This window comes from Mesorhizobium sp. PUT5, from assembly GCF_052216645.1.
In the GTDB taxonomy this organism is placed as follows: Bacteria; Pseudomonadota; Alphaproteobacteria; order Rhizobiales; family Rhizobiaceae; genus Mesorhizobium.
Genome location: NZ_JBQOSO010000003.1, coordinates 3751303 through 3766228 on the forward strand (window position 1 = coordinate 3751303; position 14926 = coordinate 3766228).

Annotated in this window: 14 protein-coding genes; 1 reads left to right on the plus strand and 13 read right to left on the minus strand. The window is 67.2% G+C overall.

Features of this window, described 5'->3' with window-relative positions; translation table 11 throughout:
• The first annotated feature begins 11 nt into the window (after window positions 1-11).
• A complete protein-coding gene (locus ACTDI4_RS19905; RefSeq protein WP_442842798.1) occupies window positions 12-1523 on the plus strand; it encodes an O-antigen translocase in 1512 nt (503 codons plus the stop codon).
• An 18-nt stretch (window positions 1524-1541) separates the two neighbouring features.
• On the opposite strand, the gene ACTDI4_RS19910 is transcribed toward ACTDI4_RS19905, so the two are convergent.
• From ACTDI4_RS19910 to ACTDI4_RS19970, 13 genes are all read right to left on the minus strand, one after another.
• The gene (locus ACTDI4_RS19910; protein ID WP_442842799.1) at window positions 1542-2723 is read right to left on the minus strand and encodes a DegT/DnrJ/EryC1/StrS family aminotransferase; all 1182 of its coding nucleotides are present in this window, start codon (window positions 2721-2723) and stop codon (window positions 1542-1544) included.
• Window positions 2720-3694, minus strand: a complete 975-nt coding sequence (locus ACTDI4_RS19915; RefSeq protein ID WP_442842800.1) for an NAD-dependent epimerase/dehydratase family protein — start codon at window positions 3692-3694, stop codon at window positions 2720-2722. Before ACTDI4_RS19915 ends, ACTDI4_RS19910 begins: the two co-directional genes overlap by 4 nt.
• The gene (locus ACTDI4_RS19920; RefSeq protein WP_442842801.1) at window positions 3691-4401 is read right to left on the minus strand and encodes an acyltransferase; all 711 of its coding nucleotides are present in this window, start codon (window positions 4399-4401) and stop codon (window positions 3691-3693) included. The genes ACTDI4_RS19915 and ACTDI4_RS19920 overlap by 4 nt, the downstream gene beginning before the upstream one ends.
• The gene (locus tag ACTDI4_RS19925; RefSeq protein ID WP_442842802.1) at window positions 4391-5497 is read right to left on the minus strand and encodes a DegT/DnrJ/EryC1/StrS family aminotransferase; all 1107 of its coding nucleotides are present in this window, start codon (window positions 5495-5497) and stop codon (window positions 4391-4393) included. The genes ACTDI4_RS19920 and ACTDI4_RS19925 overlap by 11 nt, the downstream gene beginning before the upstream one ends.
• Complete coding sequence (locus ACTDI4_RS19930) at window positions 5494-6531, minus strand: Gfo/Idh/MocA family protein (RefSeq protein ID WP_442842803.1); 1038 nt, start codon at window positions 6529-6531, stop codon at window positions 5494-5496. The genes ACTDI4_RS19925 and ACTDI4_RS19930 overlap by 4 nt, the downstream gene beginning before the upstream one ends.
• A complete protein-coding gene (locus ACTDI4_RS19935) occupies window positions 6528-7037 on the minus strand; it encodes an acyltransferase (protein WP_442842804.1) in 510 nt (169 codons plus the stop codon). The genes ACTDI4_RS19930 and ACTDI4_RS19935 overlap by 4 nt, the downstream gene beginning before the upstream one ends.
• Window positions 7038-7396: 359 nt before the next feature.
• Window positions 7397-8443 (minus strand): L-glyceraldehyde 3-phosphate reductase, encoded by a 1047-nt coding sequence (gene mgrA / locus ACTDI4_RS19940; protein WP_442842805.1) that lies wholly within the window; start codon window positions 8441-8443, stop codon window positions 7397-7399.
• Between the two features lie 125 nt (window positions 8444-8568).
• Window positions 8569-9708 (minus strand): Gfo/Idh/MocA family protein, encoded by a 1140-nt coding sequence (locus ACTDI4_RS19945; RefSeq protein ID WP_442842806.1) that lies wholly within the window; start codon window positions 9706-9708, stop codon window positions 8569-8571.
• Between the two features lie 11 nt (window positions 9709-9719).
• Window positions 9720-10466, minus strand: coding sequence for a sugar phosphate isomerase/epimerase family protein (locus ACTDI4_RS19950; RefSeq protein ID WP_442842807.1), 747 nt, complete (start codon window positions 10464-10466; stop codon window positions 9720-9722).
• 37 nt (window positions 10467-10503) lie between these two features.
• Window positions 10504-11595 carry an ABC transporter ATP-binding protein gene (locus ACTDI4_RS19955; protein WP_442842808.1) on the minus strand — a complete coding sequence of 364 codons (1092 nt, stop codon included), beginning with the start codon at window positions 11593-11595 and terminating at the stop codon, window positions 10504-10506.
• 5 nt (window positions 11596-11600) lie between these two features.
• Window positions 11601-12533 carry a carbohydrate ABC transporter permease gene (locus ACTDI4_RS19960; protein ID WP_442842809.1) on the minus strand — a complete coding sequence of 311 codons (933 nt, stop codon included), beginning with the start codon at window positions 12531-12533 and terminating at the stop codon, window positions 11601-11603.
• Window positions 12530-13429 carry a carbohydrate ABC transporter permease gene (locus ACTDI4_RS19965; RefSeq protein ID WP_442842810.1) on the minus strand — a complete coding sequence of 300 codons (900 nt, stop codon included), beginning with the start codon at window positions 13427-13429 and terminating at the stop codon, window positions 12530-12532. The genes ACTDI4_RS19960 and ACTDI4_RS19965 overlap by 4 nt, the downstream gene beginning before the upstream one ends.
• Window positions 13430-13563: 134 nt before the next feature.
• Entirely contained in the window at window positions 13564-14802 is a 1239-nt protein-coding gene (locus tag ACTDI4_RS19970; protein WP_442842811.1) for an ABC transporter substrate-binding protein, read from the minus strand.
• Window positions 14803-14926: the final 124 nt, after the last annotated feature.

The following is a 14926-nucleotide window of genomic DNA, read 5'->3' on the forward strand; positions in this document are numbered from 1 at the left end:
GAGACACGCTGATGGCCTCCGTCTCGGATGCCGGAGAGCCGCGGGCGCCGTCCTATCTGCAGATCCTGAAATCGACGGCGCTGATCGGCGGCTCCAGCGTCATCACCCTCGTCTTCGCAATGTTGCGCAACAAGGCGGCCGCCCTGCTGCTGGGGCCGGAGGGTTTCGGCCTGATGGGGCTCTACAACTCCATCCTCGACCTCTCCCAGAACCTGGCCAATCTCGGCGTGCCGTCGAGCGGCGTGCGCCAGATCGCCGAGGCGGCCGGCACGGGCGAACGCAGCCGTATCGCCACCACCGCCGCCATATTGCGGCGCGTCGCCTTCATCCTCGGCCTTGCCGGCGCCCTGCTGCTGTGCGCGCTCGCCGTTCCCGTCGCGCGCCTGACCTTCGGCGACGCCGGCCATGCCGCCGGGGTGGTGCTGGTCTCGGCGGCGCTCTTCTTCCGCATCGTCGCGGACGGCCAGATGGCGTTGATCCAGGGCATGCGCAGGATCGGCGACCTGGCCCGCGTCAACATGTGGAGCGCCCTTTTCGCCACGGCCATCACCATTCCCCTGCTCGTGCTGTTCGGAATGAACGGCATCGTGCCCTCGCTGGTGGCGGGGGCCGCCGTCGGCCTCGCCGTCTCATGGTTCTACAGCCGGCAGGTGCCGGTGGAACAGGCCAGGCCGAGCCTGCGCGAGATGCGCCACGAAACCTCGGAACTGGTCAAGCTTGGCCTGGCGCTGATGTCGAGCGGCCTCGCCGCCACCGGCTCGGCCTATCTGGTGCGCCTCATCGTCGTGCACTGGGACGGCGTGGCGGCGGCCGGATTCTACCAGGCGGCCTGGACGCTGGGCGGCCTCTATGCCGGCTTCATCCTGCAGGCCATGGGCGCCGACTTCTACCCGCGGCTGACCGCCGTCTGCGAGGATGCGGGCGAGTGCAACCGGCTGGTCAACGAGCAGGCGCAGATCGGCATGCTGCTGGCCGGCCCCGGCGTGATGGCGACGCTGACGGTGACGCCGCTGATCGTGTCGCTGTTCTATTCCTCGCAGTTCCACGAGGCGGTGGAGGTCCTGCGCTGGATATGCCTGGGCATGATGCTGCGCATCGTGGCGTGGCCGATCGGCTTCATCATCGTGGCGCGCGGCGCGCGCCTCGTCCTGTTCGTGACCGAGGCCGCCGCCGGACTGCTGCATGTCGGTCTTGCCTGGCTGCTGACGGTTCGCTTCGGCGTGGCGGGGGCCGGCGCCGCCTTCTTCGGCCTCTACGTGTGGCACGGCCTGATCGTCTACGTCATCGCGCGCTACATGACCGGCTTCCGCTGGTCGGCGGCCAATGTCGGCCTGGGAATCGTCTTCCTGCCGGCCACGGCTGCCGTGTTCGCCGCCTTGACGCTGCTGCCGGGCCTGCCGGCGACGCTGTTCGGCCTCGCCGTCACGGCTGCGACCGGGCTTTACTCGCTGCATGCGCTGGCAAGGCTGCTTCCGCCGGAAGCGGTGCCGGCGCGCCTGCGCAAATGGCTGCCGAAGAGATAGCGAAAACGCGCTGCGGGATCAGGCGGCGGCGCGGCCCCGGCGCGACAGCACTTCGCCCAGCGTCCCGGCGATATAGGCCAGATCGGCCTCCGACATCTGGACGGACAGCGGCAGGATGATCGAGCTGTTCTGCGCCGCCTCGCTGCGGGCGAGGTCGGAGCCGAGGACCGAGCAGCCGCGATCCAGATAGGCGCCCTCCAGGTGCGCGTTCATGATGCCGCGCCGGGTGGAGATGCCGCGATCCAGCAGTGCCTGCATGGTGGCCCGCTGGCCGGCGCCGAGAAGCCGCACGCAATAGCTCTGCCAGTTGCTCTGCGCCCAGTCAGGCTCGCGGGGCGCCGCAACGCCTTCGATGCCGGCGAGCCGGCGCGCATAGTCGAGCGCGATCTCGCGCCGCCGCGCCACGATGCCCGGCAGGCGCTCGAGCTGCACGCGCCCGATCGCCGCCTGCACGTCCGTCATGCGGTAGTTGTAGCCAATCTCCGGATAGGTCTCGTAGATGACCTGGGACGAGCCGTGCCGCACCGTATCCGGCACGCTCATGCCATGCTGGCGCCACAGCCTGAACTTCTCGTCATATTCGGGATTGCGCGTGGTCAGCATGCCGCCGTCGCCGGTGGTCACCACCTTGCGCGGATGGAAGGAGAAGCAGGCGATGTCGCCATGCGGCTTGCCGATCTTTTCCCAATTGCCTTCCCACAGAATCTCACTGCCGGTGGCGCAGGCCGCATCCTCGATGACCGGGATGCCATGGCTCTGGCCGATCTCGACGATGCGGGCGAGGTCGCACGGCATGCCGAGCTGGTGCACGCACAGGATCGCCCTGGTGCGGCGGGTGATGGCCGCCTCGATCAGACCGACGTCGATGTTGTAGCCGTCGGCCTCGATGTCGACGAAAACCGGGATGGCGCCGCAATAGCGCACGGCATTGGCGGTGGCGATGAAGGAATGGCTGACCGTGATCACCTCGTCGTCGAGGCCGATGCCGATCGCCTTCAGCGCCAGGTGCAGCGCCGTCGTGCAGTTCGACACGGCGCAGGCGTGGGGCGCGCCAACGAACGCGGCAAATTCGCGCTCGAAGGCGGCGACCTCCGGCCCCTGCGTGACCCAGCCGGACAGGATCACGCGCCGCGCGGCTTCCGCCTCGCGCTCGTCGAGCACCGGCCTGGCGACCGGAATGCGGTAGGGTTGGTTGCTCATGCGGCTGCCTCCTGATTGCCCGCCTTTTCGCTTCGCCACCAGCCGACGAGGTCGCGCAGGCCGTCTTCCAGCGAAATGGCGGCGGTGAAGCCCAAAAGATCCCGCGCCTTGGAGATGTCGGCCAGCCGGCGCGACACCGGGTTGACCTTGCGCGCCTCCACATGCTCGGTCTGCACCGGCGAGCCCATGACGCGGGTAAGCGCCGCCGCCAGTTCGTTCAGCGAGGTCTCGGTGCCGCTGGCCACGTTGAACACCTCGTCGGCGACGTCGGATTTCGCGGCGAGGATGTTGGCGCGGGCGATATCGCGCACATGAACGAAATCCATGGTCTGCGTGCCGTCGCCATGCACGATGGGCGGCTGGCCGGCGGCGATGCGCTCCATCCAGCGGATCAGCACCTCGGTGTAGACGCCATGGATGTCCATGCGCGGTCCGTAGACGTTGAAATAGCGCAGCGCCACGTAGCGCAGCCCGTACATCTCCGCGAAGGAACGCAAAAGCCCCTCGTTGAAGGTCTTGGCCGCGCCGTAGAGGGTGCGGTTGTTGTAGGGATGGTGCGCTTCCGTGGTCGGGAAGGTCTCGGCAAGGCCGAGCACGGAGGCGGACGAGGCCGCCACGACCTTGGACACGCGAGCCGCCACCGCCGCCTCCAGCACGTTGAAGGTGCCGCCGGCCAGCACGTCGAAGGCCAGCCGCGGCTCCTCCGCGCATTGGGTGATGCGGATGGCGGCCTGGTGGAAGACGATGTCGGTGCCCTGCATCAGCTCGCCGAGCAGCGCCGTGTCGCGAATGTCGCCTTCGACCACCCGGACCGGGAAGGCGGCAAGCGCGGCTTCCAGGTTCTGCATGCGCCCGCGCACGAAATTGTCGAGCACCACGATCCTGGCCGGCCGTTCGGCCGCGGCAAGCTCGGCGATATGGGAGCCGATCAGCCCGGCCCCGCCGGTAATGAGGATGCGCTTGCCCTTCATGGATTTTTCCCTCGCCTTGCCTTGCCTTCGCCGCGTTCGTCGCGCCAGCGCAGGAACCTTGCCGGCACGCCGGCCACGATGGCGAAGGCCGGCACGTCCTCCGCCACCACCGCGCCCGCGCCGACGATGGCGCCCTTGCCGACCGTAACGCCCGGCAGGATGGTGGCGTTGGTGCCGATGTCGGCCCAGGCGCCGATGCGCACAGGCCTGATCTCCAGGTCGGTCTGCACGATCGGCACGTCGTGGGGCACCCCGCTATGGGTGGAGCCGAGCAGCCTGGCGCCCGGCCCCCAGCCGACATAGTCCTCGAACACCACATCGCGGGCGTCGATGAAGGCCTGCGGCCCGATCCAGACATTGTCGCCGATCGCGCAGGTGCCGTCATGGCGCCCCTGCATATCGGCCTGCGCGCCGATGAAAACGCGTTCGCCGATCTCGAAGGTCTCGGCATGGCGGAAGCGGGCCCCCGCGCCGATCTGCAGGCCGGACCCGCAGCTTCGCGCCAGCGCGCGCCAGATGGCGCGACGCATCAGTGCGTCGGCAAAGCCGTCGCCAGCGCTGAAGCGCCCGTAAAGCTCGGTGAGCCCGGCCGCTCCATAGGCCGATTTCAGCGCCTCGGAGAGCCCGGTCTCGAAGACGGGGTCGACCGCCGCCTCGCGCAGCCCATGCACCGCCCGCACGATGCGCATCGCACCCTCAGCCGACATAGGCTTCCATCTCCGCCATGGCGGCGACGCGCTCGACCTGGGCTGCGGTCATCTCCGGATAGATCGGCAGCGACAGCACCTCGCGCGCGGCAGCTTCCGAGACGGAGAAGTCGCCTGCGCGATGGCCGAGATCGGCATGCGCCTTCTGCAGATGCACGGGAATGGGGTAGTGCAGGCCGGTCTGGATGCCTTCCGCCGCCAGCGCGCGCCGCAGCCCTTCGCGGTCGGGCGAGCGCACCGCATAGATGTGGTAGACGTGGCGCCGGCCCGCCTCCTCGCGCGGCACCTTGACCGTCGGCGAGCCGGAAAGCAGCGCCGTGTAGCGGCGGGCATGCGCGCGCCGGGCCTCGGTCCAGTCCTCCAGATGGGCGAGCTTGACGCGCAGGATCGCGCCCTGGATGCCGTCCATGCGGTAGTTGAAGCCCTTCATTGCATGCTGGTAGCGCTGCTCCTGGCCCCAGTCGCGCAGCATGCGCATCCTGTCCGCCAGCTCCGGATCGTTGGCGACGGCCAGCCCGCCCTCGCCGCAGGCGCCGAGATTCTTGCCGGGATAGAAGGAAAAGCAGCCGGCCGCGCCGATGCTGCCGGCGCGCCTGCCCTTGTATTCGGCGCCATGCGCCTGGCAGGCGTCCTCGACGACCGGGATGTCGTGACGGCGCGCCACGTCCATGATGGCATCCATGTCGGCCATCTGGCCGTAGAGATGCACCGGCACGATGGCCCTGGTGCGTTCGGTGATGGCGGCGTCGAGCTGCCGCGCGTCCATGGTCAGCGTGGCCGGCTCGACATCCACGAACACCGGCCGCGCGCCGGTGTAGCAGATGGCGGCCGCCGTCGCCACGAAGGTGAAGGGCACGGTGACCACCTCGTCGCCCGGCCCGACGCCGAGGGCAAGCAGCGCCAGGTGCAGCGCGCTGGTGCCCGTGTTGACCGCGACCGCGTACCGGGTGCCGCAATAGGCGGCGAATTCGCGCTCGAACGCCGCCACCTCCTCGCCCAGCACATATTGGCCCGAGGCCAGCACGCCGAGCACGGCGGCGTCGATTTCCTGCCGGATGCCGGCATATTGCGCCTTGAGGTCGAGAAGGGGGATCATGCGATGCGCCTCGCCGGTTCCAGTTCGATAAGGCGGCCGCGCTGCGCCAGGGACTGGCTGGCGGCCTCCAGGATGCGCACCACGCGCAGGCCGGCATGGCCGTCCGCCGTGGGTGCCGTGCCGTGCTCCACGCAGTCGGCGAATTCGCGCAGTTCGCGCCCCAGCGCCTCCGTCATGTCGAGCTGCGGGGCCCACATGTCGCCGGTGCGGTAGCCCACCAGCATCTGGTAGACCTTCTCGCCGTTCCTCTTCGGATTGCCGTTGAGCGTGATGCCCTTGTCGTAGACCTTGATCTTCTCGCTGGGCTCGAGATCGTCGTAGACCACCATCTTGCTCGACCCGCCGAGCAGCGTGCGGCGCACCTTCACCGGCGCCAGCCAGTTGACATGCACATGCGCGATCATCTTGCTGTCGAAGAACAGGTTGAGATAGGCGATGTTTTCCGGCTCGCCGGCGACATGGCTCATGCCGGTGGCCGACACCGCCACCGGCTTCTCGTCGAGCACGAAATCCATGATCGACAGGTCGTGCACGGCCAGGTCCCACACGACGCTGACGTCGTGCTGGAACAGGCCCAGATTCACCCGCACGGAATCGTAGTAGTAGAGATCGCCCAACCCGCCGGAAGCCAGTTCGCGCATCTTGCGCACCGCACCCGTGTGGACAAAGGTATGGTCGACGGCCAGCACCAGTCCGCGCCGCGCCGCCTCTTCCGTCATGCGCCGCGCTTCCTCGGCGGTAGCCGCCATCGGCTTTTCCACGAAGACGTGCTTGCCCGCCATCAGCGCGCTCATGGTCAGGCGGAAATGGGCGAAGACCGGCGTGGCGATGGCCACCGCGTCGATGCGCGGGTCGCGCAGCACGGCCTCGAAATCGTCGGTGATCTCGACGCCCGGATAGCGCGCCTTCACCGCCTCCAGCCGCTCCGGCCTGAGGTCGCAGACCGAGACCAGGCGCACGCCCGGCGTCTCGCAGAAATTGCGGACCAGGTTCGGTCCCCAGTAGCCGTAGCCGATGACGCCAACGCCGATCATGCCAGCCTCTCATTCGTTCGCATGGTTCCGCCCTTCTTCCGCTCCGACGGGTGCAGGACCCGCGCCGGAACGCCGGCGACGGTGGTGTAGGGCGCCACGTCGCGCGTCACCACGGCGCCTGCGCCCACCATCGCGCCTTCCCCGATCGTCACGCCCGGCAGGATGGTGGCGTTGGAGCCGATGGAGGCGCAGCGCCCCACCCGGGTGGGAATGACCGACCAGTCGGCTTCCGATTGCACCGTGCCGTCGGCGGTCAGAGCGCGCGGATAGGTGTCGTTGGTGAATATCACGCCGTGGCCGATGAAGACGCCGTCTTCTATCGTGACGCCTTCGCACAGGAACGAATGGCTGGAGATCTTGCAGTCGCGGCCGACGACGGCGTTCTTCTGAATCTCGACGAAGGCGCCGATGCGCGTGCCGGCGCCGATGCGGCAGCCGTAGAGGTTGACGAGGTCGGGCTGATGGATGATCACCTTGCCATCGAGCACGACATCCGGCGTGATCATGCCATTCCCTCACCGTCCGCGACGCATGGGCGCCGTTCGCCCGCCTGCATCATCCACAAGTCGACACCGCTTCGTGATCCGGAGATTTTTGCTTCGGACTTGAACCCGCATCCCGGGCAAAGCAGATTTCTTTTCGGCTTGACGGTAAAGCAGCGAAAACGCGGTAGGGCTTTGTCCGAAAGGCTTATGGCCCCGTCGGCACGGCATGAGCGGTGCCCGACGGCATGGCGCGCGGCCGCAGGCCGGCGCCCCATGGAGCGGCGGGCTACGTCTTTAGGGCAATGTCGGGATGAGGCGGGCGAACGGGAACGGAGCAAGGGCGGCGATGGCCGCCCCGCTCCCTGCGCCTGCCGGCCGCGTTATTTCCGCGCCGGCCCCTGGCGCTCGGCGGAGGCCGCCCACAGGTTGATGTCGGCTTCGCGGGCGTACTGGTCGATCTCGGCCAGCTCCGCGTCGGTGAAGTCGAGCCTGTCGAGCGCGCCGACGCAATCCTCCACCTGCTCCGGCCGGCTGGCGCCGACCAGCGCCGAGGTGACGCGGCCCTTGCGCAGCACCCAGGCCAGCGCCATCTGCGCCAGCGTCTGGCCGCGCTTCTTGGCGATGGCGTTCAGCGCCCTGATGTTGGCCAGGCTCTGCTCGTTGATGAAGGCGGTGTTGAGCGACTTGCCCTGGGAGGCACGGCTGTGCTCGGGAATGCCGCCCAGATACTTGTCGGTCAGCATGCCCTGCGCCAGCGGCGAGAACACGATCGAGCCGACGCCCAGCCCGTCCAGCGTATCGAGCAGCCCGTCCTCCTCCACCCAGCGGTTGAGCATGGAATAGCTCGGCTGGTGGATGAGGCAGGGGGTGCCGAGCTGCCGGAGGATGTCGGCGGCCTCGCGCGTGCGCTGCGAATTGTAGGAGGAGATGCCGGCATAGAGTGCCTTGCCGGAGCGCACCGCCTGGTCGAGCGCGCCCATCGTCTCCTCCAGCGGCGTGTCGGGATCGAAGCGGTGCGAATAGAAGATGTCGACATAGTCGAGCCCCATGCGTTTCAGGCTCTGGTCGAGGCTGGCGAGGAGGTATTTGCGGCTGCCCCATTCGCCGTAGGGGCCGGGCCACATGTTGTAGCCGGCCTTGCTGGAAATGATCAGCTCGTCGCGATGGCCGGCAAGGTCGGTGCGCAGGATCTCGCCGAACGCCTCCTCGGCCGAGCCGGGAGGCGGGCCGTAATTGTTGGCCAGGTCGAAATGGGTGATGCCGAGATCGAAGGCGCGGCGCACGATCGCCTGCTTGGTGGCGTGCGGCACGTCGTGGCCGAAATTGTGCCACAGCCCCAGCGAGATCGCCGGCAGCTTGAGCCCGGAGCGGCCGCACCGGTTGTAGATCATGGTCTCATAGCGGTTTTCCGCGGGGGTATACGACATGATGGTCCTCTCAGAATGGCACGTCCCTGCTTACTCGTCCCGAAAGGGCAGAGCAATCATGCCAGGAAACACCCCCACCCCTGCCCCCTCCCCGCAACGGGGAGGAGGATTCTGCGATGCCGTCGTCATCGCTTCGCCAGAAGCGCCTTCGCCTCCCGCACGCCGAGCGCGGCCGGCCGCTCGCAGGTGGTCTGCATGGCCACGAACCTGCCCGTCTCGCCCGACCGGAGCAGGCCGGTCATGACGTCCACGGCATGCAGCGCAAGCTCCATCGAGCAGCGGTGCGGACGGCCGTCCATGATGCCCAGCGCCATGTCGGCAAGGCCGGCCGTGCGGTAGTTGGCCATCATGCCCTGCGAATGCTTCTCGTTCTCTACGGCGAAGGGATGGTCCCATTTCGGCAGCGTCTTCACCGCCTTGCCGGCCTTGGTGTAGCCGACGGTGCCGCCGAAGAAGTTGGGGTCCGGCACGAAGACGGTGCCCGCCTCGCCATACAGCTCCATCGGGGCATGGCCGTGCGCCCACACGTCCCAGCTCGTGGCAAGCGTCACCACCGCGCCGTTCTCGAATTCCAGCATGCCGTGGATGGTGGTCGGCGTGTTGACGGGGATTTTTTCGCCCGCCCGCGGCTTCGACAAGATGGTGCGCTGCTTCGCCGGCGTGGCGACGAAGGCCGCCACCCGCCTGACCGGCCCGATGAGTTGGATAAGGTTGGTGACGTAATACGGGCCGATGTCGAGAACCGGCCCCGCGCCCGGCTGGAAGAAGAAGTCCGGGTTCGGGTGCCAGTGCTCCATGCCGTGGCTCATGACGAAGCAGGTGCCGCTGGTGATCCTGCCCAGCTTGCCCGCATCGATCAGGCTGCGCACGAGCTGGTGCGCGCCGCCGAGGAAGGTGTCGGGCGCCGAGCCGATGCGCAGGCCCTTCTTCTCGGCCCGCCTCTTCAGGTCCAGCCCCTCCTTCACCGACAGGACGAAGGGCTTTTCCGAATAAACGTGCTTGCCGGCGTCCAGCACCTTTTTCGACACCTCGTAGTGCGCCGCCGGAATGGTGAGGTTGACGACGATGTCGATGTCGCTTACGGCCAGCAGATCGTCCACCGTCTGTGCCCGCACGTCGAATTCCCCGGCCCGCGCCTCGGCCGCCTTCATGTCGATGTCGGCGCAGGCCCGCATCTCGATGCCGCGGAACAGCGGCGCCAGCCTGAAATAGGCGGCCGAGATGTTGCCGCAGCCGATGACGCCGACCCCCAGTTTCCTTGCCATATGCGTTGCTCCTACCAGCTCTTGGCCGCGGCGATCGAGCGGCGGGCGAAACGCTCGACGTCGTTGGGGTTGTCCTGCTCCATGATGAAATAGCTGGCCGGGGTCTTTTCCCGCAGCACCTTCATCAGCCCCGCCCAGTCGAGGGTGCCGTGGCCGACATCGGACCAGCCGTCCTCGTCCAGCCCTTCGCCCGGCCGGGCGATGTCCTTGACATGCACGGCCGCGATGCGGTCGCCATGGCGCTTGATCCAGGGCAGCGGATCGGCGCCGCCGCGCACCACCCAGGCCACGTCCATCTCCCAGCCGATCTCCGGCGCGCTGGACAAAACATGCTGCATCGGCACCGAGCCGTCGGGCAGCGCCTCGAACTCGAAATCGTGGTTGTGCCAGGCAAAGCCGTAGCCCGCCTTGCCGGCCGCCTCGCCCGCCTTTGCCAGCCGCTCGCCGAAGCCGCGCCAGCCGGCGGCATCGGTCGGCCGCGCCTCGGCCACGAGATAGGGGCAGACCAGCAGCTTGACGCCGAAGGCGTCGGCGATGCGCCGCACGCCGTCGAAGTCGTTCTCCAGCGCGTCGATGGAGAAATGCGCGCTCGGCATGGACAGGCCGTTGCGGTCGAGTTCGGCACAGAAGGTCTTGGGGTCGTCATAGACGCCGCCAAAACCTTCCACCTGGCTGTAGCCGGCCTGCCCGAGCAGTTTCAGCACCTTGTCCCAGGGCTGGAAGTTGCGGGCGCTGTAGAGTTGGAATGACCAGTTCATCGTTTTTCGTCCATCGGGCTTGGGGAGTTGAAAAGCATCAAAGGCGGTTGCCGGCCTCTGCGAACAGCGAGGCGCGCATGGGGTCGAGGCCGATCGTCACCGTCTCGCCGGCTGCCGGCGCCCGCTCGGAGGTGACGCGCACGGAAAAATTCTGTCCGGCGAGCTTCAGCCAGACCAGCGTGTCGGAGCCCATCGGCTCCACCACCTCGACGGTGGCGGAGGCCGAAAACGGCCAGCCGGCGCCGCTGTTCAGGCCGACATGCTCCGGCCGGATGCCGAAGGAAGCCGGGCCCGGCCGGGGCGCGGCCTCGAACTCGTAGGTGGAAAGCGGGATGGACAATGCGTCCGCCGCAAAGCGCCACGCGCCGCCCTCCTGCTCCAGGCGCCCTTCCAGGAAATTCATCCCCGGCGAGCCGAGGAAGCCGGCGACGAAGCGGTTGACCGGCCGGTTGTAGATGACCTGCGGCGCGTCGAACTGCTGGATGACGCCGCCCTTCATCACCGCGATGCGGTCGGCCAGCGTCATCGCCTCGATCTGGTCGTGGGTGACGTAGATCATGGTGTTCTTCAGCCGCCGATGCAGCAGCTTTATTTCCACGCGCAGCTCCGAGCGCAGCTTGGCGTCGAGGTTCGACAGCGGCTCGTCGAAGAGGAACACGTCGACGTCGCGCACCAGCGCCCGGCCGATCGCCACGCGCTGGCGCTGGCCGCCGGAAAGGGCGGCCGGCTTGCGCTTCAGCAGCGGCTCGATCTGCAGCACCTCGGCCGCGCGCGCGATGCGCTTGTCTATCTCCTGCTTCGGCAGGCCGGCCACGCGCAGCCCGAAGGACAGGTTCTTTTCCACGCTCATCTGCGGATAGAGCGCATAGGACTGGAACACCATGCCGATGCCGCGATGGGCCGGCTCGTCCCAGGTGACGTTGCGGCCCTTGATGAAGACGCGCCCGGCCGAAATGTCGAGCAGGCCGGCAATGCAGTTGAGCAGTGTGGACTTTCCGCAGCCCGAAGGCCCCAGAAGCACCACGAACTCGCCCTCCCCCACGTCGAGATCGAGCGATTTCAGCACCTGCACGGCGCCGAAGTTCAGCGACAGGTCGCGCACCGAAACGCTGGCGGCAGTCTGCATCATGGCGTTCATCCCTTCACCGCCCCGGCCGCGATGCCGCGCACGAACAGCTTTCCGGAAACGAAATAGACGGCCAGCGGCACCAGCCCGGTGATGAGGGTGGCGGCCATGTTGACGTTGTATTCCTTCACGCCCTGGACCGAGTTGACGATGTTGTTGAGCTGCACCGTCATCGGATAGGTGTCGGGCCGCGTGTAGACGACGCCGAACAGGAAGTCGTTCCAGATGCCGGTGATCTGGATGATGACCGCCACCACGAAGATCGGCAGCGACATGGGCAGCATGATGCGGAAGTAGATGCCCCAGAAGCCGGCGCCGTCGACGCGCGCGGCTTTGAACAGTTCCTCCGGCATGGAGGCGAAATAGTTGCGGAACAGAAGCGTCAGGATGGGCATGCCGAAGATGGAATGCACCAGCACCAGGCCGGTCAGCGAGCCGTAGAGCCCGATTTCGCGCAGGATGATGACGATCGGGTAGAGCATCACCTGGTAGGGGATGAAGGCGCCGACGATGAGGATGGCGAAGAAGGTTTCCGCCCCCTTGAAGCGCCAGTTGGCCAGCGCGTAGCCGTTGACCGAGGCGATGGCGATGGAAAGCACCACCGAAGGCACGGTGATGCGCACCGAGTTCCAGAAGCCGCGCGAAAGCCCGTCGCAATTGAGGCCGGTGCAGGCCGTGGCCCACGCCTTCACCCACGGCTCGAAGGTGATTTCCATGGGCGGCGAGAAGATGTTGCCCATGCGGATCTCGGGCATGCCCTTCAGCGAGGTCACCACCATCACGTAGAGCGGCAGGAGATAGTAGACCGCGACGACGAACAGCGTGCCGTAGACGAAGAGGTTGCGCCGCGAAAACCTGCGCTGCGGCTTCGGCCCCTGCGGCCCGCCGGGGCCAGGCGCGGCCGCTGCGGCGACGGGCGAGGCAAGCGTGGCGGTGCTCATGCCCGTCTCCGCCGGCCGAATTCGAGATAGGCCCACGGCACCATGACGATGGCCACGGAAAGCAGCATCATGGTCGAGGCGGCGAAGCCCTGGCCGAGATTCTGGGCGTGGAACATATAGTCGTAGACATATTTGGCCGGCACCTCCGAGGCGATGCCGGGGCCGCCGGAGGTCTGCGCCACGACGAGGTCGTAGACCTTGACGATGGAGGAGGCGATGATGACCAGCGTCGTCACCAGCACCGGCCGCAGCATCGGGATGACGATGAAGACATAGGTGCGCCAGATCGGGATGCCGTCGACGCGCGCGGCCTTCCAGATGTCCTCGTCGATGCCGCGCAGGCCGGCCAGCATCAGGCACATGACCAGCCCCGTGCCCTGCCACAGCGCGGCGATCAGGATGCCGTAGATGACGATTTTGGAATTGTAGAGCGGGTCGAAATCGAAGCTTTCCCAGCCCAGGCCGCGCACCACGCTCTGGATGCCGTGGTCGGGGTTGAGCAGCCACTGCCACACCAGCCCGGTGACGATGAAGGAGAGCGCGAAGGGGTAGAGGAAGATGGTGCGGAAGGTGTTTTCGAAGCGGATCTTCTGGTCCAGCAGCGCCGCGAGCAGGAAGCCGATGACCAGCGAGAACACCAGCGACAGCACGCCGTAGATGGCGAGGTTTTCGATCGACACCAGCCAGCGCGGCGCCGCCCACAGCCTTTCATATTGGTCCAGCCCGACGAATTTCAGCCGCGGCAGGAGCTTGGAGTTGGTGAAGGAATAGACGACCGTCCAGATCGTGCCGCCCAGGAACACCACCGTCGCCGTCAGGATCATCGGCAGCGAGGCGATCTTGGCGTTCAGGTTGCGCAGCAGCCTTCCGGGGGGCCGTGTCTGGTCGTCGGTCATCGGGCTTGCCTTCTGGGGTGCGGTCTTGTCCGCGCGTATCCGCCCCTCGCCGGCGCTTCGGACCAGCTTTTCCCGCTGCGGGAGAGGTGGCCTGAAGGACCGGCAAGGGGGTGCTTCAACGAACCATCGCCGCCTCAGTCGGCCGAGGCGATGATGTCGGCGAAGCGCTTCTGGGCGTCCTCGACCGTCATGCCCTCATTGGCGAAGAACTCGGAGAACAGGTCCTCCTTCTGCTTCTGTGTGTCCTGCGAAAGCAGCTGGTCGGTCCAGGGCATCACGCTGCCCTTGGCCAGGATGTCGAGGCCCTTCTTCATGCAGTCGTTCGCGGTTTGGAGGTCGACGTCGCCGCGCACCGGCAGCGAGCCCTTCTTGAGGTTGAAGGCGACCTGCGTCGCAGGCGCCAGCATGGTTTCGGCCAGCACCTCCTGGGCCTTGGATTTCGCCTCGTCCTTCAGCAGCGGGAAGTAGAAGGCGTCGCCGCCGGTGGCGATGACCGGATTGAGGCCGAGCCCCGGCAGGCAGCTATAGTCCTTGCCCGCCTCCTTGCCGGCGACCTGGAACTCGCCCTGCGCCCAGTCGCCCATGATCTGGCCGCCGGCCTTGCCGGTGATGACCATGTTGGTGGCCTGGTTCCAATCCTGCACGTTGGTGCCCTTGGCCATCTTGCGGGCGTCGTCGGCGGCCTTGAACACCTTGGCGACTTCCGGCCCCTTGGCGAACTCGGCATCCTTGTCCTTGTAGACCTTCAGGAAGGTGTCGGTGCCGCCGACCGCCGCCATCAGCACGTCGAAGGCGCCGGACGCCTGCCAGGGCTGGCCGCCCACGGCGAGCGGCACGATGCCGGCCTTTTCCAGCGCGGGCGCGGCCGCCACCAGCTCGTCCCAGGTATTCGGCACCGGAACGCCCGCCTTGGCGAAGGCCTCGTTGGACAGCCACAGCCATTGCCAGGAATGGATGTTGACGGGCACGCAATAGATCTTGCCGTCGATGGTGCAACTGTCGAGCAGGCTCTTCGGGCGCACCACCTCGGTCCACTTGCCCTTGGTGGCGATGTCGGTGAGATCGCGCATCAGGCCGGCTTCGACCAGCTCCTCCGCCTGGCGGCCGTGGTTGAACTGCGTGGCGCCCATGGGATCGCCGCCGGTGATGCGGCTGATCATGATCGGGCGCGCGGTGCCGCCCGAGCCGGCGATGGCCCCGTCCACCCAATGGTTGCCGGTGGCGTCGAACGCCTTGGCGAATTCGGCGACCGCCGCCGCCTCGCCGCCCGAGGTCCACCAGTGCGTGACCTCGAGGTCGGTCGCCGACGCGGGACCTGCGAACGCAATTGCCGTGGTCGCCGCAAGCGCAGCGATCGCAAACCTGTAACTCATTTCGGCTCCTCCCAGAATCTGAAACGTTACAGATTTTCGATAGGACAAACGGAACCGCAGCGCAAGCCCGCCGCGCCATTTTTTTCGGATTCCGAAGAAATCGCCCCGCCCTTATGACGCCGGG

Bases quoted from the DNA above. Each gene is read 5' to 3' on its own strand.
- ACTDI4_RS19965 (WP_442842810.1), bottom strand. From the start codon at position 13,429: ATGACCGACGACCAGACACGGCCCCCCGGAAGGCTGCTGCGCAACCTG.
- ACTDI4_RS19945 (WP_442842806.1), bottom strand. From the start codon at position 9,708: ATGGCAAGGAAACTGGGGGTCGGCGTCATCGGCTGCGGCAACATCTCG.
- ACTDI4_RS19925 (WP_442842802.1), bottom strand. From the start codon at position 5,497: ATGATCCCCCTTCTCGACCTCAAGGCGCAATATGCCGGCATCCGGCAG.
- ACTDI4_RS19930 (WP_442842803.1), bottom strand. From the start codon at position 6,531: ATGATCGGCGTTGGCGTCATCGGCTACGGCTACTGGGGACCGAACCTG.
- ACTDI4_RS19960 (WP_442842809.1), bottom strand. From the start codon at position 12,533: ATGAGCACCGCCACGCTTGCCTCGCCCGTCGCCGCAGCGGCCGCGCCT.
- ACTDI4_RS19920 (WP_442842801.1), bottom strand. From the start codon at position 4,401: ATGTCGGCTGAGGGTGCGATGCGCATCGTGCGGGCGGTGCATGGGCTG.
- ACTDI4_RS19935 (WP_442842804.1), bottom strand. From the start codon at position 7,037: ATGATCACGCCGGATGTCGTGCTCGATGGCAAGGTGATCATCCATCAG.
- ACTDI4_RS19910 (WP_442842799.1), bottom strand. From the start codon at position 2,723: ATGAGCAACCAACCCTACCGCATTCCGGTCGCCAGGCCGGTGCTCGAC.
- ACTDI4_RS19955 (WP_442842808.1), bottom strand. From the start codon at position 11,595: ATGATGCAGACTGCCGCCAGCGTTTCGGTGCGCGACCTGTCGCTGAAC.
- mgrA (WP_442842805.1), bottom strand. From the start codon at position 8,443: ATGTCGTATACCCCCGCGGAAAACCGCTATGAGACCATGATCTACAAC.
- ACTDI4_RS19950 (WP_442842807.1), bottom strand. From the start codon at position 10,466: ATGAACTGGTCATTCCAACTCTACAGCGCCCGCAACTTCCAGCCCTGG.
- ACTDI4_RS19915 (WP_442842800.1), bottom strand. From the start codon at position 3,694: ATGAAGGGCAAGCGCATCCTCATTACCGGCGGGGCCGGGCTGATCGGC.
- ACTDI4_RS19970 (WP_442842811.1), bottom strand. From the start codon at position 14,802: ATGAGTTACAGGTTTGCGATCGCTGCGCTTGCGGCGACCACGGCAATT.
- ACTDI4_RS19905 (WP_442842798.1), top strand. From the start codon at position 12: ATGGCCTCCGTCTCGGATGCCGGAGAGCCGCGGGCGCCGTCCTATCTG.